Origin of the sequence: Micromonospora sp. HK10, assembly GCF_000982955.1 — a bacterium.
Lineage (GTDB): Bacteria > Actinomycetota > Actinomycetes > Mycobacteriales > Micromonosporaceae > Micromonospora.
Genome location: NZ_KQ058649.1, coordinates 16955 through 37577, shown reverse-complemented (window position 1 = coordinate 37577; position 20623 = coordinate 16955). Strand labels below are relative to the sequence as shown.

The 20623-nt window shown below is 73.2% G+C and carries 21 protein-coding genes; 8 read left to right on the top strand and 13 right to left on the bottom strand.

The genetic code is table 11. The features are described 5' to 3' along the window. The first annotated feature begins 81 nt into the window (after positions 1 to 81). Both xseA and LQ51_RS00195 read left to right on the top strand, forming a co-directional pair. Positions 82 to 1323 carry an exodeoxyribonuclease VII large subunit gene (gene xseA / locus LQ51_RS00200; protein WP_197087480.1) on the top strand — a complete coding sequence of 414 codons (1242 nt, stop codon included), beginning with the start codon at positions 82 to 84 and terminating at the stop codon, positions 1321 to 1323. Between the two features lie 105 nt (positions 1324 to 1428). Continuing rightward, positions 1429 to 1650 (top strand): exodeoxyribonuclease VII small subunit, encoded by a 222-nt coding sequence (locus LQ51_RS00195; RefSeq protein ID WP_046562612.1) that lies wholly within the window; start codon positions 1429 to 1431, stop codon positions 1648 to 1650. A gap of 149 nt (positions 1651 to 1799) precedes the next feature. On the opposite strand, the gene LQ51_RS00190 is transcribed toward LQ51_RS00195, so the two are convergent. After that, entirely contained in the window at positions 1800 to 2642 is an 843-nt protein-coding gene (locus LQ51_RS00190) for a hypothetical protein (RefSeq protein ID WP_046562531.1), read from the bottom strand. Positions 2643 to 2859: 217 nt separating this feature from the next. After that, positions 2860 to 3615, bottom strand: coding sequence for a DUF4245 domain-containing protein (locus LQ51_RS00185; RefSeq protein ID WP_046562530.1), 756 nt, complete (start codon positions 3613 to 3615; stop codon positions 2860 to 2862). Between the two features lie 159 nt (positions 3616 to 3774). Between LQ51_RS00185 and glpX the strand changes: the two genes are divergently transcribed. Then, the gene (gene glpX, locus LQ51_RS00180) at positions 3775 to 4806 is read left to right on the top strand and encodes a class II fructose-bisphosphatase (RefSeq protein WP_046562529.1); all 1032 of its coding nucleotides are present in this window, start codon (positions 3775 to 3777) and stop codon (positions 4804 to 4806) included. Further along, the gene (locus LQ51_RS00175) at positions 4803 to 5774 is read left to right on the top strand and encodes a DMT family transporter (RefSeq protein WP_046562528.1); all 972 of its coding nucleotides are present in this window, start codon (positions 4803 to 4805) and stop codon (positions 5772 to 5774) included. Before glpX ends, LQ51_RS00175 begins: the two co-directional genes overlap by 4 nt. On the opposite strand, the gene LQ51_RS00170 is transcribed toward LQ51_RS00175, so the two are convergent. Next, positions 5740 to 6690 (bottom strand): NAD-dependent epimerase/dehydratase family protein, encoded by a 951-nt coding sequence (locus LQ51_RS00170; protein WP_046562527.1) that lies wholly within the window; start codon positions 6688 to 6690, stop codon positions 5740 to 5742. The genes LQ51_RS00175 and LQ51_RS00170 overlap by 35 nt on opposite strands. Positions 6691 to 6830: 140 nt before the next feature. On the opposite strand from LQ51_RS00170, the gene LQ51_RS00165 reads away from it, so the two are divergent. Continuing rightward, positions 6831 to 7517 (top strand): TetR/AcrR family transcriptional regulator, encoded by a 687-nt coding sequence (locus tag LQ51_RS00165; protein WP_046562526.1) that lies wholly within the window; start codon positions 6831 to 6833, stop codon positions 7515 to 7517. Between the two features lie 21 nt (positions 7518 to 7538). On the opposite strand, the gene LQ51_RS00160 is transcribed toward LQ51_RS00165, so the two are convergent. From LQ51_RS00160 to LQ51_RS00135, 6 genes are all read right to left on the bottom strand, one after another. Continuing rightward, positions 7539 to 8507 (bottom strand): NAD(P)/FAD-dependent oxidoreductase, encoded by a 969-nt coding sequence (locus LQ51_RS00160; RefSeq protein WP_046562525.1) that lies wholly within the window; start codon positions 8505 to 8507, stop codon positions 7539 to 7541. Positions 8508 to 8609: 102 nt separating this feature from the next. Next, complete coding sequence (locus LQ51_RS00155) at positions 8610 to 9272, bottom strand: rhomboid family intramembrane serine protease (RefSeq protein WP_046562524.1); 663 nt, start codon at positions 9270 to 9272, stop codon at positions 8610 to 8612. A 117-nt stretch (positions 9273 to 9389) separates the two neighbouring features. Beyond that, complete coding sequence (locus LQ51_RS00150) at positions 9390 to 10067, bottom strand: aggregation-promoting factor C-terminal-like domain-containing protein (protein WP_046562523.1); 678 nt, start codon at positions 10065 to 10067, stop codon at positions 9390 to 9392. Between the two features lie 339 nt (positions 10068 to 10406). Next, positions 10407 to 11822, bottom strand: coding sequence for a PhoH family protein (locus LQ51_RS00145; protein ID WP_046562522.1), 1416 nt, complete (start codon positions 11820 to 11822; stop codon positions 10407 to 10409). A gap of 454 nt (positions 11823 to 12276) precedes the next feature. Then, positions 12277 to 12711 (bottom strand): hypothetical protein, encoded by a 435-nt coding sequence (locus LQ51_RS00140; protein ID WP_046562521.1) that lies wholly within the window; start codon positions 12709 to 12711, stop codon positions 12277 to 12279. 34 nt (positions 12712 to 12745) lie between these two features. Then, positions 12746 to 13087 carry a hypothetical protein gene (locus LQ51_RS00135; RefSeq protein WP_046562520.1) on the bottom strand — a complete coding sequence of 114 codons (342 nt, stop codon included), beginning with the start codon at positions 13085 to 13087 and terminating at the stop codon, positions 12746 to 12748. 264 nt (positions 13088 to 13351) lie between these two features. On the opposite strand from LQ51_RS00135, the gene LQ51_RS00130 reads away from it, so the two are divergent. From LQ51_RS00130 to otsB, 3 genes are all read left to right on the top strand, one after another. Beyond that, the gene (locus tag LQ51_RS00130) at positions 13352 to 13792 is read left to right on the top strand and encodes a helix-turn-helix domain-containing protein (RefSeq protein WP_046562519.1); all 441 of its coding nucleotides are present in this window, start codon (positions 13352 to 13354) and stop codon (positions 13790 to 13792) included. A gap of 179 nt (positions 13793 to 13971) precedes the next feature. Next, the gene (locus LQ51_RS00125) at positions 13972 to 14325 is read left to right on the top strand and encodes a hypothetical protein (protein ID WP_046562518.1); all 354 of its coding nucleotides are present in this window, start codon (positions 13972 to 13974) and stop codon (positions 14323 to 14325) included. Positions 14326 to 14390: 65 nt separating this feature from the next. After that, positions 14391 to 15215: a trehalose-phosphatase gene (otsB, locus tag LQ51_RS00120; RefSeq protein ID WP_046562517.1), complete on the top strand. Its 825-nt coding sequence runs from the start codon at positions 14391 to 14393 to the stop codon at positions 15213 to 15215. Positions 15216 to 15251: 36 nt separating this feature from the next. Here otsB and LQ51_RS00115 read toward each other — a convergent pair whose 3' ends face one another. The 4 genes from LQ51_RS00115 to LQ51_RS00100 form a co-directional block, all read right to left on the bottom strand. Further along, positions 15252 to 16022, bottom strand: coding sequence for an isoprenyl transferase (locus LQ51_RS00115; RefSeq protein ID WP_046562516.1), 771 nt, complete (start codon positions 16020 to 16022; stop codon positions 15252 to 15254). Positions 16023 to 16053: 31 nt separating this feature from the next. After that, entirely contained in the window at positions 16054 to 17190 is a 1137-nt protein-coding gene (locus LQ51_RS00110) for a geranylgeranyl reductase family protein (protein ID WP_046562515.1), read from the bottom strand. Positions 17191 to 17444: 254 nt separating this feature from the next. Then, positions 17445 to 18308 carry a hypothetical protein gene (locus LQ51_RS00105; protein ID WP_046562514.1) on the bottom strand — a complete coding sequence of 288 codons (864 nt, stop codon included), beginning with the start codon at positions 18306 to 18308 and terminating at the stop codon, positions 17445 to 17447. A 39-nt stretch (positions 18309 to 18347) separates the two neighbouring features. Further along, complete coding sequence (locus tag LQ51_RS00100) at positions 18348 to 20189, bottom strand: phosphoenolpyruvate carboxykinase (GTP) (protein WP_046562513.1); 1842 nt, start codon at positions 20187 to 20189, stop codon at positions 18348 to 18350. Positions 20190 to 20623 lie beyond the last annotated feature (434 nt).

The window sequence follows — 20623 nt, the reverse complement described above, 5'->3', positions numbered from 1 at the left end:
ACCGCCGTCCCGTTCGCGGCGACACGGGTGGGGCGGAGGTGGTGTCGGGGTGGGCGGTGCGGCGGGAACTAGGGTGGGCGGATGGGCGCGGTGGGGCAGGGCGGTAGCGAGGCCGGACGGAGCACGTCCGAGGAGCCGTGGCCGGTCCGGGTGGTCAGCCAGAAGGTCGGCGCGTGGATCGCCCGGCTTGGGTGGGTCTGGGTGGACGGGCAGGTCGCGCAGATCAGCCGCCGGCCGGGCGCCAGCACCGTCTTCCTCACCCTGCGCGACCCGTCCGCCGACCTGAGCCTGACCGTCACCACCAACCGGGACGTCCTCGACGCCGGCGCGCCCGAGCTGCGGGAGGGCGCCCGGGTGGTGCTGCACGCCAAGCCCGAGTTCTACGCCGCCCGTGGCACGCTGAGCCTGCGCGCCGACGAGATCCGCCAGGTCGGGCTGGGTGAGCTGCTGGCCCGGCTGGAGAAGCTCAAGAAGCTGCTCGCCGCGGAAGGACTCTTCGACCGGTCCCGCAAGCGCCGCCCGCCGTTCCTGCCGCAGCGGATCGGGCTGATCACCGGGCGGGCCTCGGCCGCCGAGCGGGACGTGCTCACCAACGCGCGCCGGCGTTGGCCCGCCGTGGAGTTCCGCACGGTCAACGTGGCGGTGCAGGGCCCGAGCGCGGTGCCCGACATCGTGGGGGCGCTCAAGGTGCTCGACGCCGACCCCACCGTCGACGTGATCGTCATCGCCCGGGGCGGCGGCGGCATCGAGGACCTGCTGCCCTTCTCCGACGAGGCGCTCTGCCGGGCGGTCTTCGCCTGTCGTACCCCGGTGGTCAGCGCGATCGGCCACGAGACGGACACGCCGCTGCTCGACTACGTGGCCGACGTCCGCGCGTCCACGCCGACCGACGCGGCGAAGCGCGTCGTACCCGACCTCACCGAGGAGGTACGCCTCATCGGCCAGGCCCGGTCCCGGCTGGAGCGGGCGGTCCGCAACCTGGTCGACCGGGAGTCGCACCGGCTGGACCTGCTGCGCTCCCGTCCGGTGCTGGCCCGCCCGCAGGTGATGGTCGAGCAGCGGGCCGCCGAGGTGGTCGCGCTGCGCGACCGCGCCGGCCGGTGCCTGGACCACCGGCTCGCCGCCGCCGGCGACGACCTGCGGCACACCCTGGCCCGGCTGCGCGCCCTCTCCCCCGCCGCGACCCTCGACCGGGGGTACGCGATCGTCCAGCGCGCCGACGGGCACGTGGTCCGCGCGGCGTCCGAGGTGGCCAAGGGCGACCCGCTGCGGGTCCGCCTCGCCGAGGGCGAGTTGGCCGCGACGGTGGACGGCGGGAGCTGACCGGCCCGGGGACGCGGTCCCGACCCGCTGGTTCCGGCGACGCGCCGTCCGACCCCGGCGACCCGTGCCCGCGGTCCGCGCCGGGGGTGTGATGGGATGGGCCCGATGAGCGACCAGAGAGACGCCGGGCCGGACGAGCGGCTCAGCTACGAGCAGGCGCGGGCCGAGCTGGCCCAGGTGGTCGAACGGCTGGAGGCCGGCGGGACCTCGCTGGAGGAGTCGCTGGCCCTCTGGGAGCGGGGCGAGCGGCTCGCCGGCGTCTGCCAGCGCTGGCTGGACGGTGCCCGCGCCCGCATCGACGCCGCCCGGCAACCCGCCGAGGACTGACCGGACCGCCGGCCCGGCGACCGGACACGCCGGCCTGGCGACCAAACCGCCGGGAACCGACCGGACACGCCGGCGCGGCGACCGAGCCGCCGAGGATTGACCCGGACACGCCGGTGGGGCGGCCGGGGCCGCCCCACCGATGCGTTCGGTCAGTTGAACAGGTTGTAGAACTCGGCCGGCGCCTCGACGACCTGGTCGGCCGGGGGCTTCTGCGCGGCGGCCGCGCTGCCGTAGTCCGAGTACGTGATCTTGACGTCCTGCGCGGCGCTCTGCCCGGCGGCGGGGAGCTTCAGCACCAGCTCACTGAGCCGGCCCTGCCCGTCCACCTTGGCGGTGAACGGCACGGTCTGCGCCTGGGTGCCGAGCGCGGTGATCACGGCCGGGTCGAGCGAGCCGGCCTCGGCCGCCTTGGACACGTCGACGGTGCCCTCGTACGCGCCCTCGCCGGCCTGCCGGACCTCGGTGATGCCCTGGGTCAGCACGGCGCTGCCGGCCGGGTCGATCTTGTCGAAGTCGAAGCCGAGCGCCCGGTTGCCCTTGATCCGGGTCTGGTCGAGGTGCTGGTACTTGCCGAGATTGAGCTTCTGCACGCCGGGAACGCTGCTGGCGGCCTTCCCGCCGAGTTCCAGCTTCACCCAGCTGTCCGGCTTGAAGTGGATCAGGTCCAGCTTCATCATCAGGTCGGACGACGGGTCGCCGATCGTCATCCGCATCGCCGCGCTCTGGCTCGGCTCGTGCACCTGCCCCTCCGCCGTGGAGCCGGCGCCGGACATGGTGAACCGGAAGTTCCCGTCGCGGATCGCGTTCGTGGAGTCGAGCAGCGCCTGCTTGGCGTCGCCGGTGCCCGCGCTGCCGCTCGGCGCGATGCTGCCCGAGGCGCTCGGGGTGCCGGAGGCCCCCGCGCCGGCGGTCCCGTCGCCGTTGCAGGCGGCGACGCCGGGGATGAGCAGCGCCGCGGCGAAGGCGGCGGCGCTGAACCGTCGAATCTTCATGTGCATCTCTCCAGGTGGGTCGTCCGGCCCACGAGGTGCCGGAGGCGTTTCGCCGCAGCCCTGACGCCGGCTCCGGCGTACGGCCCCGGTGCGGCCTGAAGAGGCGGCGACGGGTCCGTGCCTCCTCTGTTCCCTGAAGTGGTGTTCGGCAATCCCTGTCCGGTTGGCACGGCCGTCGACGGTCGGCCTCGGCGACGGCGGCCGGGATGCCGGCCGGTCAGCGCAGCGCGCTGGCCAGCCGGCGCAGCTCGCCCTCGCGGGCGTCACCGATCACGAGCACGGTGCGGTTCGGTTCGAGCAGGACCAGGGCCTGTTCGTTGTCCCGGGCGGTGTACCGCTGCCAGCTCGCGCCGGGCAGCTCGGCCGGCCCCTGCGGCTGGCCGCCCTTCAGCTCGGTGCGCAGCAACTGCTCGGCCGGCACGTTGCTCTCCACCAGCTGGGCGCCCCGACCCTCCGGGGTCAGGTAGCCGATCCGCAGCGTGGCGCCACCGGGTTCGGTCCGGTAGCGGGCGCTGACCGTACGCCAGTCGGAGGCCAGCCCTTCGGGCGCGCTGACCGGGAACGCGCCGGCCGCCCGGGCCTGCTCGATCGCGGGCGCGGCATCGACGGTGGTCGGCTCGTCCCCGCCCAGGAAGCCCCGGTAGAAGGCGAGCAGCAGCACGATGGGGACCAGCAGCACCAGCAGGGACAGGGCCATGTCCCGGGGCGACCGCTCGGAGCGCGACTTCTCCTTGCCGGCCGGCGGGGCGGGCTGGTCGCCGGGGACGGCGGGGTGCGGGCCGGCTTCGCCCGCGGCCGGCCGGTCGACCGGTTCGACGAGGGCCGGCTCGCCGGCCTCGGCCAGCGGTGCGGGACCGGTCGACGACTCGACCAGCGCCGGCTCCCCGGCCGGGGCGGCGGGCCCGACCGGCGGCTGGCCGTCGGGCGGGGTGGCGTCGGTCGGTACGCGGTCGGCAGGCTGTGCGGGTTCCACCCGACCATTCTCGCAGCCCGCCGGGAGGCGTGATCCTGGCCTCCTCCGCCCCGCTCCGACGCGGAACCTGAGATCGTGTGAGGATCAGCGACAAAACCGGCGGCGGCGACGGCCGCATCCCGCCGGTCCACCCCGCAACGTCGCGAGGAGGAAGCCGTCATGACAATCACCAGGACGCGGACCCCCCAGGATCTGGACCGTAACCTCGCCCTCGACCTTGTCCGGGTCACCGAGGCCGCGGCGATGGCCGCCGGCCGCTGGGTCGGTCGGGGCGACAAGGAGGGCGGCGACGGAGCCGCCGTCGACGCCATGCGCAAGCTGATCAACTCGATCCCGATGCGCGGGGTCGTGGTGATCGGCGAGGGCGAGAAGGACAACGCCCCGATGCTCTTCAACGGCGAGGAGGTCGGCGACGGGACCGGTCCCGAGGTGGACGTGGCGGTCGACCCGATCGACGGCACCACGCTGATGAGCAAGGGCATGCCGAACGCCCTCGCGGTGCTCGCGGTCGCCGAGCGCGGCGCGATGTTCGACCCGAGCGCCGTCTTCTACATGGAGAAGCTCGCGGTCGGCCCGATGTACGCCGACGTGGTCGACATCAACGCCGGGGTGGCCGAGAACATCCGCCGGATCGCCAAGGTCAAGGGCACCGACGCCGCCGAGGTGACGGTCTGTGTGCTGGACCGGTCGCGCCACGACGACCTGGTCAAGCAGATCCGGCGGACCGGGGCGGGCATCCGGTTCATCTCCGACGGCGACATCGCCGGTGCGATCGCGGCGGCCCGGGGCGAGTCCGACGTCGACGTGCTGATGGGCATCGGCGGCACGCCGGAGGGCATCACCGCGGCCTGCGCGCTCAAGTGCATGGGCGGGATGATGCAGGCCAAGCTCTGGCCCAAGGACGCCGAGGAGCGGGAGAAGGCGATCGCCGCCGGGCACGACCTGGACCGGGTGCTCTTCACCGACGACCTGGTCACCGGCGACAACTGCTTCTTCGTGGCCACCGGCGTCACCTCGGGCGACCTGCTGCGCGGGGTGCGCTACCGCTCCGGCGGGGCGTACACCCAGTCGATCGTGATGCGTTCCAAGAGCGGCACCATCCGGGTGATCGACTCGTACCACCGGCTGGAGAAGCTGGCCCTCTACTCGGCGGTCGACTTCGACGGCCGTCCGCTGGCCGAGCAGGAGTGACGCTGGCCGGGACGGCGGCTCCGCCCACGCTGCCGGCCGCCCGGCGGATCGCCGGCGTCGGGCTGGCCACCGTCGCCGGCGTCGCGGTGGCCGTCCAGTCCCGGATCAACGGCGAGTTGGGGGTACGGCTGGCCGACGGGATCGCCGCGGCGGTGGTCTCGTTCGGCCTGGGCCTGCTGATCCTGTTGGTGCTGGTTCCCGCCACCCCGGGCGGCCGGCGGGGGCTGGCCGCCCTGCGGGTGGCGCTGCGCGCCGGCTCTTTGCGGCCCTGGCAGTGCCTGGGCGGCCTGTGCGGCGCCTTCCTGGTCGCCACCCAGGGGCTCACCATCGGCACGCTCGGCGTCGCCGTGTTCACCGTGGCCGTGGTGGCCGGGCAGTCGGGCAGCAGCCTGCTGGTGGACCGGGCCGGCCTCGGACCGAACGGGCCGCAGCCGATCACCGCGCACCGGCTGGTCGGCGCGGTGCTCACCGTGCTGGCGGTGCTGCTGGCGGTGGGCGACCGGCTGGGTGATCCCGGCGCGCTGGCGCTGGCCCTGCTGCCGATGGCCGCCGGGGTCGGCATCGCCTGGCAGCAGGCGGTGAACGGCCAGGTGCGGGCGGCGGCCGGCAGCGCCGCGATCGCCACGCTGGTGAACTTCGCCGTCGGCACGGCGGCGCTGCTGGCCACGTTCGCGGTGGAGGTGGCGGTGCGGGGCCGCCCGGCCGGCGGCTTCCCGGCGGAGCCGTGGCTCTATCTGGGCGGGCCGATCGGCATCGTGTTCATCGCGCTGGCCGCGGCCATCGTCCGCTTCACCGGGGTGCTGCTGCTGGGCCTGGCCACCATCGCGGGGCAGATCGTCGGTGCCGTCCTGATCGACCTGCTGCTCCCGACCTCGGCCGCGCGCCCCGGCCTGGACACCCTGCTCGGCGCCGCGCTGACCATGGTCGCGGTGCTCATCGCCGCGCTGGGGCCGAGTCCGCGCCGGTGACCGGGCGCAGCCCGGCGACGGTCTCGGCCAGGGCCTCGTCCAGCGGCGTCGGCGCCAGGCCGAGGTCCCGCTCGGCGGCGGTGGCGTCCAGCAGGTACGGCCGGCGGAACTGGTAGGCGGTCTCCCGCAGCTCGCGGGCGGTCGGGTCGGCCAGCCCGGCGAGCCAGAGCACCGGGTATGGCATCCGGATCAGGCGGGGCGGCCGGGCGCCGACCAGGGCCGCCGCGCGGGTGGCCAGGTCCCGCATCGGTACGGCCGGGGAACTGGGCACGTGCCAGGCCCGGCCCCAGGCCCGCTCGTCGGTCGCGGCGGCGACCAGGGTGCGGGCGACGTCCGGGATGTAGGTCCAGGTGTGCGGGGCGTCCCAGTCGACCGGCAGGAACACGGGTCGACCGGCGAGCACCCGGGGCAGCACCATCATCGGCAGCGAGGAGCCGCCGGCGCCCAGGTAGTCGGAGCCGCGTACCTCGGTGATCCGGGCCCGGCCGGCCTGGTGCGCGGCGAGCGCGTCCGCCCACATCCGGTTGCGGACCCGCCCCTTGACGCCGGTGGCGGCGAGCGGGGTGGCCTCGCTCATCGGGCCGTCGACCGCCCCGTACCCGTAGAGGTTGCCGACGGTGGCGAGCACCGCGCCGGTCCGCTCCGCGGCGGTGAGCAGCGCGGCGGCCAGCGGCGGCCAGTCCACGGGCCACCGGTGGTAGGCCGGATTGGCGCAGTTGTAGAGCGCGGCGGCGCCCTCGGTCAGCGCGGTGAGCCGGCCGGTGTCGGCGGCGTCGGCGGCGACCCGCTCGATCGCCGGGTGCTCGGGTCCGGTGCCGCGCCGGGTGACCACCCGCACCTGCTCGCCGAGGTCGGCGAGGAGGCGGGCGGTGGCGGTGCCGACGGGTCCGGCGCCGACGATCACGTGCAGGGCCATGGAAGAGGCCGCCTTTCGAAGCAGAGGTACGTTCCGAGAGCACCGCTCTCGCAATAGAGCATGCGCCAGGGTGGGTCGCCTCGTCAAGAGCAGTGCTCTCTCTTTTGATTGCCGCTCTCGGTCATGGCAGAGTGGGGGGCATGGTCGCTCCCTCGCTCCGCGCCCGGGTCCGCGCCGGAATGATCGACGAGATCAAGGCGGTGGCCCGGCGTCACCTGGCCACCGACGGCGCGAACCTCTCGCTCCGCGCGGTCGCCCGCGACATGGGCATGGTCTCCTCGGCCATCTACCGCTACTTCCCCAGCCGCGACGACCTGCTCACCGCGCTGATCCTCGACGCGTACCAGGCGCTCGGCGACGCGGTGGAGGCGGCCGATGCCGCGGTCGACCCGGTCGACCTGCGCGGGCGCTGGCACGCGGCGTGCCGGGCCGCCCGGGCCTGGGCGCTCGCCCACCCCGCCGAGTACGCCCTGCTCTACGGCAGCCCGGTCCCCGGGTACGCCGCCCCGGACGACACCGTGGCGCCGGCCTCACGCCCCCCGCTCGCCCTGGTCGGCATCCTCCGCGACGGGCTGGCCAGCGGTCGGCTGCGCCCGCCCGAGGAGGAACTACCCGAGCCGCTCCGCGACGACCTGGCCGAGGTCGCGGCCGCCACCGACATGGCGCTACCCCCCGCGCTGCTGGCTCGGGGCATGGCCGGCTGGACCCAGCTCTTCGGCCTGATCAGCTTCGAGCTCTTCGGCCGGATCAACCGGATGCTGCCGCACCGCGACGAGTACTTCGACCACCAGACCGCCCTGCTGGCCGACCTCATCGGCCTCCCCTAGCCCGCCCGCGCCCGGAACCGCTCAGCTGCCGTCGGATGAGTGACCGGGGAACAGGTGCGCCGACGGGTCGATCGCCACGGCCGCGTTGTTCACCGCGGTGGCGGCCTCGCCGAAGCCGGTGGCGATCAGCCGGACCTTGCCCGGGTACTCGGTGATGTCGCCGGCCGCGAAGACCCGGGGCAGGTTGGTGGCCATCGCGCTGTCCACCACGATGTGCCGGCGGTCCAGGTTCAACCCCCACTCGGCCAGCGGCCCCAGGTCGGCGGTGAAGCCGAGCGCGGCCACGACGGTGTCCACCGGGAGCGTCTCCGCCGGCCCGCCGCGTACGGTCAGCTCGGCGCCGGTGACCCGGTCCTCCCCGTACAGCTGGGTCACCTCGGCATTGACCACCACCCGCACCGGCAGCGCGCGGACCCGCGCCACGGTGGAGGCGTGGGCCCGGAACTTCTCCCGCCGGTGCACCAGGGTGACCGACCGGGCGATCGGCGCCAGCGTGACCGCCCAGTCGAACGCGGAGTCTCCCCCGCCCACGATCAGCACGTCCCGGTCGGCCAGCTCGGCCGGCTGCGGCACGAAGTAGACGATCCCGGCGCCCAGGAAGTTGTCCGCCACCGGCAGCGGTCGCGGCGCGAAGCTGCCCAGCCCGCCGGTCACCACCACCGCGCCGCAGTGCAACTGGTCTCCGCCGGCCAGGCCGAGCACCGGCCGCCCGTCGAGGTACGCCAGCTTCTCGGCACGCACCCCGAGCAGGTATTCGGGTTGGAAGGGCGCGGCCTGGGCGACCAGGTTCGCGACCAGTTCCCGCCCCTTGACCGCCGGGAAGCCGGCGACGTCGAGGATGAGCTTCTCCGGGTACATGGCGGTGACCTGCCCGCCCGGCTCGGGCAGCGCGTCGACGACGGCCACGGAGAGCCCGCGGAAGCCGGCGTAGTACGCGGCGAAGAGCCCGGCCGGACCGGCCCCGATCACGGCGACATCGACCTCGCGCATGGCGTACCGTCACTTTCGGTTACGGATCAACGCGTATTGATCCGACGGTAGGCGGCCGGGGGTCACCGGGCAAGCACGTCCCGGATCCGCGTCGGTGTCCGATCAGGGGAGGGTGACGGTGGACGGCTCGACCGGCGCCGGGTCGGGCAGCTCGTCCCGGCGGCGGCGGAACAGGATCGCCGCGACGATCCCGCCGAGGAACCCGAAGAGGTGCCCCTGCCAGGAGATGCGCTCGTCGGTCGGGAGGATGCCGAGCAACTGCCAGCCGTAGAGCAGGCCGACCAGCAGCACCACCGCGAAGTTCCACCAGCTCCGCTCGACCACGCCACGGGTGAGCAGGATGCCGAGGTAGCCGAAGATCACCCCGCTCGCGCCGACCACCACCGAGTTCGGCGAGCCGGTGAACCACACTCCCAGGCCGCTGACCAGGATGATCACCATGGTGGACCAGAGGAACCGGCGGGTGCCGGCGGCCAGCACGAAGGTGCCGAGCAGGATCAGCGGGATGCTGTTGCTGTAGAGGTGGTTCCAGCCGGCGTGCAGGAACGGCGAGAAGATCACTCCGTCGAGCCCCTGGATCCGGCGCGGGATGATCCCGGCGGTGACGTCCAGGTCGGCGCGGAGGCCGACGTCGAGGGCCTCGATGAGGAAGAGGACCGGCACGACCGCGCACATCGCCACGAAGGCCCGACCCAGCGAGGCGTAGAACGCCTCGGTGCCGAACCGTCGGGGATCGCCGCCCGTGGGGCCACCGCGCCAGGTCACGTACCAACAGCTATCAGCAATCGGGCTCGACCGCCACCCGAGCACCGCGGCCGACCGGGACGAGACGGCGGCGGGCGGCACGGAGATCCGCGCCGCCCGCCGCCGATGGGCGTCCGATCAGTACCAGCCCTTGTTCTGCGAGTGCTGCCAGGCACCGCACGGGTTGTTGTACCGGCCCTCGATGTAGCCGAGGCCCCACTTGATCTGGGTGGCCGGGTTGGTCTTCCAGTCGTCGGCGACCGAGCCCATCTTGCTGCCCGGCACCGCCTGCGGGATGCCGTACGCGCCGGAGCCCGCGTTGTAGGCCTTGTGGTTCCAGCCGCTCTCCTTGGTCCAGAGCTTGTCCAGACAGGGGAACTGGTCGATGCCGAAGCCCTCGTCGAGCATGATCGCGCAACCGACCTTCCGGTTGCCACTGAACTCCTCGCAGGAGGCGGGGATCGGGCCGTCGTACGGCTTGGCGGCCTTGGTCGCGGCCTCGCGCTCCTTCTTGCGGGACGCGGCGGCCGCCTCGGCCTCCTTGGCCCGCTCGGCGGCCTCCTTGGCCGCCGCGGCGGCCCGCAGCTTCGCCTGGTACTCGGCGGCCCGCTGCTTGGCCGACACCAACCGGTGGTCGGCCTGCCGGTCCCGCTGGTACGTGTACTCCGCCTGATCGACCTCGAGGCCGACCTGCGCGGTCAGGCCCTGCTGCTGGGTCTGACGGTCTTCGCCCAGGTAGAAGCCACCGGCGACGCCTACGGAAAGCAGCGCGACAGCGGCCGTACGGGCGCCGAACCGGCTCCACAGCCGACTCACGAAGTGTCCCTTCGTCGGGGGCAAGGACACGGCGCGGACGCCTGGCCGCCTCAATGGCCGCGCGTCGGCACGCCGCGAGCGCCCCCGGCCCCGAACTCCTGGCCGGCCGTCCCGCCGCTCGTGGCTCTTCGCCGCCTCGGGCGAACGATGCTCGACGATCCGGTCGGGACGTGCGACAACTCCAGCCCGATGCGGCCAACGGGTGGCCGCGCGGAACTGGAGTTGTCGGAAACGCTCGATGGACACCATTGCGCACAGTGAGGCTGATGGGAAACGCTGGGCCTTATTTGTGATCTGCACCACAAGGCGAATGCCCTCAAAAGCGGGCAAAAACCCGGATCAAAGCGGTCCGTCCTCCAACAGATCAGTGACCATTGCGGCGATCGGTGAACGCTCCGAACGGCTGAGGGTGACGTGCGCGAAGAGCGGATGCCCCTTCAGCGCCTCGATCACGGCGGTCACCCCGTCGTGCCGCCCCACCCGGAGATTGTCCCGCTGCGCCACGTCGTGGGTGAGCACCACCCGGGACCCCTGGCCGATCCGGGACAGCACGGTGAGCAGCACCCCCCGCTCCAGCGACTGCGCCTCGTCCACGATGACGAAGGCGTCGTGCAGGCTGCGGCCCCGGATGTGGGTCAGCGGCAGCACCTCCAGCAGGCCGCGGGCGGTGACCTCCTCCAGCACGTTCTCGTGCACCACCGAGCCGAGGGTGTCGAAGACCGCCTGCGCCCAGGGGGACATCTTCTCCGACTCGGAGCCGGGCAGGTAGCCCAGTTCCTGACCGCCAACCGCGTAGAGCGGGCGGAAGACGATGACCTTCTTGTGGCGGCGGCGTTCCATCACCGCCTCCAGGCCGGCGCAGAGCGCCAGGGCCGACTTGCCGGTGCCGGCCCGGCCGCCCAGCGACACGATGCCGATCGACTCGTCCAGCAACAGGTCCAGCGCGACCCGCTGCTCCGCCGAGCGGCCGTGCACCCCGAACGCCTCCCGGTCACCCCGGACCAGCCGGACGGTCTTGTCCGGCAGCACCCGGCCCAGCGCCGAGCCCCGACCCGAGTGCAGCACCAGCCCGGTGTGGCAGGGCAGACCGGCGGCGGCGTCCAGGTCCAGCGTCTCGCCCGCGTAGAGCCGGGCGATCTCCTCCTCGGTCAGCTCCAGCTCCGCCATGCCGGTCCAGGTCGGGTCGCTGGCCTGCCCGTGCCGGTACTCGTCCGCGCGCAGGCCCACCGAGGCCGCCTTCACCCGCAGCGGCATGTCCTTGCTGACCAGGGTGACCTCCCGCCCCTCGGCGGCCAGGTTGAGCGCCACGGAGAGGATGCGGGCGTCGTTCGACTCGTTGCGGAACCCCGGCGGCAGCACCCCGTCGTCGGTGTGGTTCAACTCGACCCGGAGGGTGCCACCCTGGTCGTTGGCGGGCACCGGCCGGTCGAGCCGGCCGTGCCGCACCCGCAGCTCGTCGAGCATGCGCAGGGACTGCCGGGCGAACCAGCCCAGCTCGGGATGGTGCCGCTTGCCTTCCAACTCCGAGATGACCACCAGCGGCAGCACCACCTCGTGTTCGGCGAAGCGGTAGAACGCCGCGGGGTCGGAGAGCAGCACCGAGGTGTCCAGGACAAAGGCCGGGCCGGCTGGTCGGGGCTCCTCGGGGCCGGCCGACGCGAGCGCCGCGGAGCGGCGGCTGCGGGTGGTCCGGCGGGTCGTGGCGGTCGCGGCCGGGGTCTGGTCGGCACCGGCGGGGGTACGGCGAGTGGTCACAGGCCTGCTCCGCGGATGGGCACCCGGCCACCCGAGTTCCGCCTCGTCCGGTGCCCGGTGGACACGGGGTCGGATGCGGGCCCCGTGCGCGAGGTCGCAGGTCCGGGCTGTCCGGCTGGCCCGGGAAAGCCCCGTGCCATGTCTAGACGCTAATGCCCGCGCGGCCCGTCGGCTAGTGGTCCGCCCAGCGCGGCGCACCGACCGGGTGAACCCGACCTGGCCAGCGCGGCACGGGCCGGCCCGGTGTCACTCACCGGTCGCCCGGAAGGCGCGCCACGGCGCGAGGCCGGCCGGTGCGACTCATGGGGTCGGCCCAGAAGGTGGACCGCGGCGCGAGGCCGGCCGGGATGCATGCCCCCTGCGCGCATCCCGGCCGGTCGGACCACCGTCACCGGTCGGCGGTGGCCCAGACGGTGCGCGTCCGCCGCGGACGGCGCACCGCGTCCGGGCGGCCTCAGCCGTGCCGGCGTACCAGGGTCCCGGTCTGCCGCCCGCCCCCCACGGTCGCGCTGAACGAGGAGCCCGTGTACGTGGTGCCCTGCCGGGTGGCGAGCCCGCCGAGCTGCACGGTCGCGGTGGCCCGCGGGGCCGTACCGGGTGCGGGCCGCGCGGTCACCGCGGCCGGTACGGCGGTGCCGGCGAACGGGACCGCGGCGCGGCTGGGCGGGGCGGACACCGATGCCGGGGTGGACCGGGCCAGCGCCGAGGCGATCGCGGCCTGCGCGTCGCGGCGCCGCCGGTTCCAGGCGCCCCGGTCACCGTCGAAGTACCCCTGCCGGTAGCCGAACCGGTAGCCGATCCGGTAGCTGAGCTGCCCGTGCAGCCGGCCCGCCGCGTAGCAGGTCGAGCCGAGCACGAGGACGAGGAGGACGGCCAGGAAAGGGCTCATCGGGGCACCCCCACGCGGGTGCCGGCCCGCCGGTTCATCGCTCCTCCGGTTCGGTCGCCGGGTCGACGACCAGCAGCCGCTCCAGGTCCTCGGTGCTGACCTCCTCGACCAGCTCGACGCTGATCCGGCACCCGTCCAGGATCACCTCGGCCACCGAGGTCCGGCGGATGTCGCCGCCGGCGTCGTAGACCCGGACGCTCAGCTCGGGGCAGCCCAGGTGGCTACGCCAGGCATCCCACTCGTCCCGGTCGCCGACGCTGAGCGACAGATAGCGGCAGCCCCGGGCCAGGTAGAGGCGCCAGGGTGCGCTCAACCCGGCGGCCACCCCGGCCGCGATCAGGCCGAAGGCCTGGGAGCGGGTCGCGAGTTCGGTCACGAGGCCCCCTCGGCACTCGCGGAGTGACGCATGTGAGCACTCGTCGTCTCATGCACGTGACACACCGTAAGTTGTCTCATGAGCGTGACAGTATCAGCTTTTCGTCCGTTTACCGCCGTACTGGCGGCCATCTATTCTGCCCGGGTGACGCCCCTCAGGAGCACCTCCCAATCGTTTACCGGCGATCTCGATCCTCCGTCTCGTCGGCGTGACAACAGCGTGCCGGGCCGCGCCGCCGGACCGGCCGGGCCGTACCGTCACGGAGTGACCGAGACGGCCAACGCCCGGAAGATCGCCTTCGCCACCTTCGTCCGCCGCGCGCTGGACGACGCGCGCGCCATGCGAGCCTGGAGCGGCACCGAGGTCTCCCGGCGCACCGGGGTCTCCCGGCAGACCATCAACCGGTGGGTACGCGGCGACTGGGCCAGCGACCCCGAGGTGGAACGGGTGGTCGCCTTCTGCGAGGGACTCGGCCTCAACCCGGCGGCCGCGTTCGCCGCGCTGGGCTGGGACCGGGCGACCGCGCCCAAGGCCAGCCCCACCCCGCCGCCGATGGACCCGGACGTGGAGGCACTGCTGCGTCGGCTCGTCGACCCCCGGGTCTCGGACGCGGAGAAGTTCCACATCCGGGAGACCATCCGCTACCTCGCGTACCGGCCGACCCTGCCGACGGATTCCGGAAAACGAGGCAGGCAGGCCGGGTAGTCGACACGCCAGGCAGTTCCGCAAATGGCGAAAGAACCCCCGGACAGATCCGATCTATCCCCTCCGGGCCCGGATCGGACGCGCTAGCGTCCCTGTTTGTACTGCTCGGGGCTCGTCGTCGGCGGGGGGACGGGACAAGGCCGAACTCAGCCCTGCGGGACAGAAGGAGGGGTCTGTCCATGACCCTGAAATGGTTGGCAGTCGTGGTCGCGGTGGTGTCGGTGACATCGTGCGTGACCGGCAACGTGGTGGTCGGCGTACTGAACGGCGGGCAGCTTCCCCTGGTCGTCAACCTCTTCGCGCTCATCACGGCCGGCACCTCGGTGGTCCTCGCCGTCGTCGCCGAACTGCACGACCGGCTCAACGACCGGGTCAGCGCGCTCACCGAGTTCCTGGTGGCGCGGCTCAACGAGATCGAGGCACACACCGGCGACCGGAACACCGGCTTCGTGGAGGGCTACCTGCTCAGCCACGGCCAGGACGCGGCCGTGGTGCCGTTCGGGCGCCGGGGACGGGGAGCCGCCGAACGCTGACCACCGCCTGGCCGGCCACGTCGCGGCCACGAATACCCCGCCCGGCGCGGGGTACGCTGACGCGCGTGCCGCCGTTGAATCTGGGCAACCAGCCGCCGAGGACCCCGTTGGACGCCGAGCACGCGTGGCGTGCCACCGCGGCACGCGCGCGGGACGTGGTGCTCTTCTTCGACTTCGACGGCACCCTCGCGCCGGTCGACGACGATCCCACCACGGTCCGGCCCGCTCCCCGGGTGCTCACCGCGCTGGCGGCGCTCGCCCCGCGGGTACGCCGGATCGCCATCGTCTCCGCGCGCCCGGTGGAGTTCCTCCGCGACCAGCTCGGCGGCCTCGACGGCATCGACCTGTACGGGCTCTACGGCCTGGAGCACAGCCACTCCGGTGGCGAGACGGTCACCGAGCCCGCCGCGCTGCCCTGGGTGCCCACCATGTCCGAGCTGGCCGACCGGGCCCGCGCCGAACTGCCGCCCGGCGCCCTGGTCGAGTTCAAGCGGCTCTCCGTCGCCCTGCACTGGCGGACCGCCCCGCACCTCGGCGACCTGGTGCAGGAGTGGGGCCGGGCCAACGCCGAGCGGCTCGGTCTGCGCTGCCAGGCCGGGCGGATGGTGTTGGAGCTGAAGCCCCCGGTCGACCGGGACAAGGGCATGGTCATCGGCGAGGTGATCCGGGACGCCGGCGGTGCCTGGTACTTCGGCGACGACGTCTCCGACATCAAGGCGTTCGCCGCGCTGCGCGCCCGGGCCGCCGCCGACCCGGAGTTCATCGGCGTCTGCGTGGCCGTCGCCAACCCGGAGACCGGCCACGAGGTCGCCGACGCCGCCGACCTCACCCTCGACTCCCCCGCCGCCCTCGGCGCCTTCCTCACCGCCGCCCTCCCCCACCTTCCCTGACCCGCCCGCGCTCCGGGTGGACGGCGAGGGGCGGGGTCAGGCGCCGAAGCGGCGCTGGCGGGTGGCGTAGGAGCGGAGCGCGCGGAGGAAGTCCACGCGGCGGAAGTCGGGCCAGTTGAGTTCGCAGAAGTAGAACTCGGAGTGGGCGCTCTGCCAGAGCATGAAGCCCGAGAGGCGCTGCTCCCCGCTGGTCCGGATGATCAGATCCGGGTCGGGCAGGCCCTTGGTGTAGAGGTGCTCGGAAATGTGGTCGACGTCGATCGAGGTGGCCAGCTCCTCGATCGTGCCGCCGGCCGCCGCGTGCTCCAGCAGCAGCGAACGGACCGCGTCGGCGATCTCGCGCCGGCCGCCGTACCCGACGGCGATGTTGACCTGAGCGCCGCCGCTGCGGCCCCGGGTGCGCTCCTCGGCCGCCTTGAGCGCGGCGGCGTGGTGCGCCGGCAGCACGTCGAGCGCGCCCACCATGCGCAGCCGCCAGGGGTTGCCCTCCTTGGCCAGCTCGGTGCTCAGGTCCTCGATGATCTGGAGCAGCGGGTCCAGCTCGGCGGCCGGCCGGGCCAGGTTGTCCGTGGACAGCAGCCAGAGGGTCACGTGCCCGACCCCGGCCGCGTCGCACCAGCGCAGCAGCTCCTTGATCCGCTCGGCACCCATCCGGTGGCCGTCGTTCGGATCGACGAAGCCCATCTCCCGGGCCCACCTGCGGTTGCCGTCGCACATCACGCCGACGTGCCGGGGCACCGGCTTGCCCGCGAGCTTCGCCGTCAGCCGGCGCTCGTAGACGGAGTAGAGGAGTTTCCGCACAGTCATCACCTTGCAGGGTAGCGACCCGGATTGAAGATCAGTGGCGCGGTGGCCGATCCCGCGCCACGACGCCCGCGCCGATCCGGGCCAGGGTGCGGGCGTCGAGCCGCCCGTCGCCCAGCCCCAGCTCCACCACCGTCCGGTAGACCCGGTCGTCGCGGCGGGCCGCCCGGACCGCGGCGTCGACCACCCACCGCCGGCGGGCCAGCCAGGCCGCGACCGAGCTGTGCCGCAGGTGCGTGCCGAGCCGGTCGCGCAGCGCCTCGGCGTACCGGCGGGCCGCGTGGGCGGGGGTGCCGGCCGCCGCCGCCCCGGCCAGTGCCCCGGAACGCAGCGCGTAGAAGATCCCCTCGCCGGTGAACGGGTTGATCAACGAGAGCGCGTCGCCGGCCAGCACCACCCGGCCCCGGCCCGGCGCCGGCCGGTGGGTGGAGAGCGGCAGGTGGTGCGCGCGCAGGTCGGTCGCCGTGGCCGGATCGACGCCGGGGAGCAGGTCGGCCAGCCGGTCCAGCAGGTGGGCCCGGGTCACCGGCTCGCCCCGCAACACCTCCCCGTACCCGACGTTCGCCCGGCCGTCGCCGATCGGAAAAGACCAGGCGTACGCCGGCCAGCGCGCCGACGAGGTGACGATGAGCTGCTCGGGCGGGCCGGGCAGGGCGGGGGCGTAGCCACGGATGGCGAGCGCGAGGTGGCGGTCCGGGTTCGCCGGGTGACCCAGCGCCCGGCGCAGGATCGAGCCGGCGCCGTCGGCCCCGACCACCGCCCGCGCGGCCAGTTCCCCGTCGAGCACCACCCGGTCCGCATGCTGCTCCACCCGGCGTACGGTGTGCCGGCGCAGCTCCGCGCCGGCCGCCACCGCCGCCGTGACCAGGCGCGCGTCGAACACCCGCCGGGGCACCGTGTACGCGGGCCGGGGCAGCGTCCGGGCCACCGCCCCACCGCCCGGTCCGACGAGCCGCAGCGCGGGCAGCGGGGCGTAGCCGTCGACCGCCCCGGTCACGCCCAGTTCGGCGAGGACGTCCAGCGCGTGCGCGGCGATCCCGTCGCCGCAGGCCTTGTCCCGGGGAAAGTCGTACCGGTCCAGCAGCAGGACCCGCTCCGCCCCGGCCCGCCGCGCGCCCAGCGCCGCCGCCGCCCCGGCCGGCCCCGCCCCCACCACGATCACATCCCACACCCCGCCATCCTCCCCGCCCCGACCCGCACCCCACCCCCGCCGCGCCCACCACCCACCCTGCCTCCCCCACCCACCGCGCCCCCCACCGGGGAAGTTGATCAAGGAGTTTGCGTCGGCCGCCGGGCCATCACGGACGCAAAGTCCTTGATCAACAGGGGCAGTGGGGGGCGGCGGAGGGGTGAGGTACGACGGGCTTGATCAACAGGGGCGGTGGGGGCGGTGGGGGGTGGGCGGTGAGGATGCGACGGGTTTGATCAATGGGCGGTGGGGTGGGGGTGGGGGTGAGCGGCGCGGTGGAGGGAGTAGAGGGTCAGCAGGGCCGCCGCCAGGAGGGGGGCGCCGTCGCGGACGAGGCCGTCCAGGCCGAGGAGCCACCAGCAGAGCGGGAGGTGCACGGCCAGGGTGCCGAGGGTGATCACGATCAGGAAGCGGCGAGCCCAGGCCCGTTCCCGCAGCAGGAACGCGGTGCCGAACAGGACCAGGTAGCTGACCAGGATGCCGGCGGCGAACCAGCCCAGCACGGCCGGTACGGCGCTGAGCCGGCCGTCCAGGATGGAGCCGGCCGCGATCAGCGCCGGGACCAGCATGAGCGGGCTGTAGGTGAACGCGGCGACCCGGGCGGTGAGCAGCCAGCCGGTGACCGGTGGACGCTTCGGGGTGACCTCCCGCCAGGAGATGACCCCATCGGAGATCACCAGGCCCTTGCGGTGCCGGACCAGGTGCCCGCGTACCGCGTCGGACCGGTAGAGCAGCACCACCACGGCGACGCAGAGCGCGGTGAGCACCCCGAACCCGAGCAGGCCGGGCAGCGGTGGCACCCCCGACCGGGGCACGACCAGCCGTCCCACCGCGAAGACCGTGGTCACCGCGAGGATCAGCCCGAACGGTCGCGCCGCCACCCGACCGCGCTTGACGTGGCCGATCAGCACCAGGAAGGCGAGGGAGCGCAGCATCGCCCAGCCGGTGCGTACGGCGAGACCGAACTCCTGCTCCGGGGCGTACCAGTAATTGAGCAGCTCGACCACGACGGTGGCCGCCGCGGTGACGGCGAGCAGCGTGGTCAGCGCCCGGACGGCGGACGGCCGCCGGACCTCGACAGGTTCGGCGGCCGTCCTCATGGCATCCGATGTTGCCCGCTGGGGGCAACCGGCACACCTCTACTTCTGCGGCTCCGCGTCGAGCCGGGCGCGCAGCGCGTCCAGCTCGGCCCAGAGGACGCCGGGCAGCTTGTCGCCGAACTTCTCGAACCACTCGGTGACCAGCGGCAGCTCCTTGCGCCACTCCTCGGGGTCGACCTTCAGGGCGATCCGGACGTCCTCGGGGGTCATGTCCAGCCCTTCGACGTCCAGCGCGTCCTGGGCCGGGACCATGCCGATCGGAGTCTCGACCGCCTCGGCCCGCCCCTCGAGCCGCTCGATGATCCACTTGAGCACCCGGGAGTTCTCCCCGAAGCCGGGCCAGAGGAAGTTGCCCTCCGCGTCCTTCCGGAACCAGTTGACGTAGTAGATCTTGGGCAGCTTCGCCTCGTCGCCGTCGGCGCCCTTGCCCATCTCGATCCAGTGCCGGAAGTAGTCGCCGGCGTGGTAGCCGATGAACGGCAGCATGGCCATCGGGTCGCGGCGCACCACGCCGACCGCGCCGGACGCGGCGGCGGTGGTCTCCGAGGAGAGCGTGGCGCCCATGTACACGCCGTGCACCCAGTCCCGCGCCTCGGTGACCAGCGGGATGGTGTCCCGGCGACGGCCGCCGAAGAGGATCGCGTCGATCGGCACGCCGTTCGGGTCGTAGTAGTCCTCGGCGAGGATGGGGCACTGCGTGATCGGGGTGCAGAACCGGCTGTTCGCGTGCGAGGAGAGGTTGTCGCTCTCCGGCGTCCAGTCGTTGCCCTTCCAGTCGATCAGGTGCGCCGGCGGCTCACCCATGCCCTCCCACCAGATGTCGCCGTCGTCGGTCAGCGCCACGTTGGTGAAGATGGAGTTGCCGCGGTCCAGGGTCCGCATCGCGTTGGCGTTGGTCTTCCAGTCGGTGCCGGGCGCGACGCCGAAGAGGCCGTACTCCGGGTTGACCGCGTAGAGGCGACCGTCGGGGCCGAAGCGCATCCAGGCGATGTCGTCGCCGATGGTCTCGACCTTCCAGCCCGGGATGGTCGGCTCCAGCATGGCCAGATTCGTCTTGCCGCAGGCCGACGGGAAGGCGCCCGCGACGTGGTACACCTTGCCCTCCGGCGAGGTGATCTTGAGGATCAGCATGTGCTCGGCGAGCCAGCCCTCGTCGCGCCCCATCACGCTGGCGATGCGCAGCGAGTAGCACTTCTTGCCCAGCAGCGAGTTGCCGCCGTAGCCGGAGCCGAACGACCAGATCTCCCGGGTCTCCGGGAAGTGCGAGATGTACTTCGTGTCGTTGCAGGGCCAGGCCACGTCCTGCTGGCCCGGGGCGAGCGGGGCGCCGATCGAGTGCAGCGCGTGCACGAAGTCCGCGTCGTCGCCCATCGCCTCGAGGACCTTCGCGCCCATCCGGGTCATGATCCGCATCGAGGCCACCACGTACGGGCTGTCGGTGATCTCGACGCCGAACATCGGGCTCTCCGCCTCGACGGGGCCCATGCAGAACGGGATGACGTACATCGTGCGCCCGCGCATGCAGCCGCGGTACAGCTCCGTCATGGTCCGCTTCATCTCGGCCGGCGCCATCCAGTTGTTGGTGGGTCCGGCGTCCGCCTCGTCGACCGAGCAGATGAAGGTGCGCTCCTCGACCCGGGCGACGTCCGTCGGGTCCGTCCGCGCGTAGAACGAGTTGGGCTTCTTCTCGGGGTTCAGCCGGATCAGGGTGCCGTTCTCGACGAGTTCGTCGGTGAGGCGACGCCACTCCTCGTCGGACCCGTCCACCCAGACCACCCGGTCGGGGGTGGTCAGTTCCGCGACCTCACGAACCCAGGCGAGCAGTTTGGGGTGGGACGTCGGGGCCTGATCGATACCCCGAACAGTAGCCGGAGCAACCATGTCACATCTCCTTGTGGTCGACGCTGACCGATGTATGGGATGCACGAGTACTGGCGAACGAGAACGCCGCCGTCGTGGAAACCTGGGATTGGGCTCAGCGTAAACCGGGCTGCCTCGCGAGTCAGTGGGACTGGTTGTGAAGAACTGCACAAGGTACGGCCACGCTGCGGCATCGCGATCTCTTACCCGCTTTCGCGCGCAGTTTCACGCAAATCTTGCGGAGAACCTTCGGCGGGCACCGTCAGCGCCGAGGGTCGCGAGGTGCACGATGCGGGTAACCGCACGCCGGTGTCACGAACGACGATTCCGTGATCCGGTCCACAATTGCGCCGGATCCGGTTACGCTCCGCTCACGGAGATCACCTTGAGCAGTCGACCGCACCGGCGGATGCCGGCCGTCGCCGGACGGCCGGCCGCCGGCCGCGTCCCCGGTT

What these genes read in the sequence shown, in the direction of transcription:
- LQ51_RS00105 (WP_046562514.1), bottom strand. Translation starts at nt 18,308, where the DNA reads ATGAGGACGGCCGCCGAACCTGTCGAGGTCCGGCGGCCGTCCGCCGTC.
- LQ51_RS00100 (WP_046562513.1), bottom strand. Translation starts at nt 20,189, where the DNA reads ATGGTTGCTCCGGCTACTGTTCGGGGTATCGATCAGGCCCCGACGTCC.
- LQ51_RS00125 (WP_046562518.1), top strand. Translation starts at nt 13,972, where the DNA reads ATGACCCTGAAATGGTTGGCAGTCGTGGTCGCGGTGGTGTCGGTGACA.
- glpX (WP_046562529.1), top strand. Translation starts at nt 3,775, where the DNA reads ATGACAATCACCAGGACGCGGACCCCCCAGGATCTGGACCGTAACCTC.
- LQ51_RS00190 (WP_046562531.1), bottom strand. Translation starts at nt 2,642, where the DNA reads ATGAAGATTCGACGGTTCAGCGCCGCCGCCTTCGCCGCGGCGCTGCTC.
- LQ51_RS00140 (WP_046562521.1), bottom strand. Translation starts at nt 12,711, where the DNA reads ATGAGCCCTTTCCTGGCCGTCCTCCTCGTCCTCGTGCTCGGCTCGACC.
- LQ51_RS00170 (WP_046562527.1), bottom strand. Translation starts at nt 6,690, where the DNA reads ATGGCCCTGCACGTGATCGTCGGCGCCGGACCCGTCGGCACCGCCACC.
- xseA (WP_197087480.1), top strand. Translation starts at nt 82, where the DNA reads ATGGGCGCGGTGGGGCAGGGCGGTAGCGAGGCCGGACGGAGCACGTCC.
- LQ51_RS00195 (WP_046562612.1), top strand. Translation starts at nt 1,429, where the DNA reads ATGAGCGACCAGAGAGACGCCGGGCCGGACGAGCGGCTCAGCTACGAG.
- LQ51_RS00160 (WP_046562525.1), bottom strand. Translation starts at nt 8,507, where the DNA reads ATGCGCGAGGTCGATGTCGCCGTGATCGGGGCCGGTCCGGCCGGGCTC.
- LQ51_RS00165 (WP_046562526.1), top strand. Translation starts at nt 6,831, where the DNA reads ATGGTCGCTCCCTCGCTCCGCGCCCGGGTCCGCGCCGGAATGATCGAC.
- LQ51_RS00115 (WP_046562516.1), bottom strand. Translation starts at nt 16,022, where the DNA reads ATGACTGTGCGGAAACTCCTCTACTCCGTCTACGAGCGCCGGCTGACG.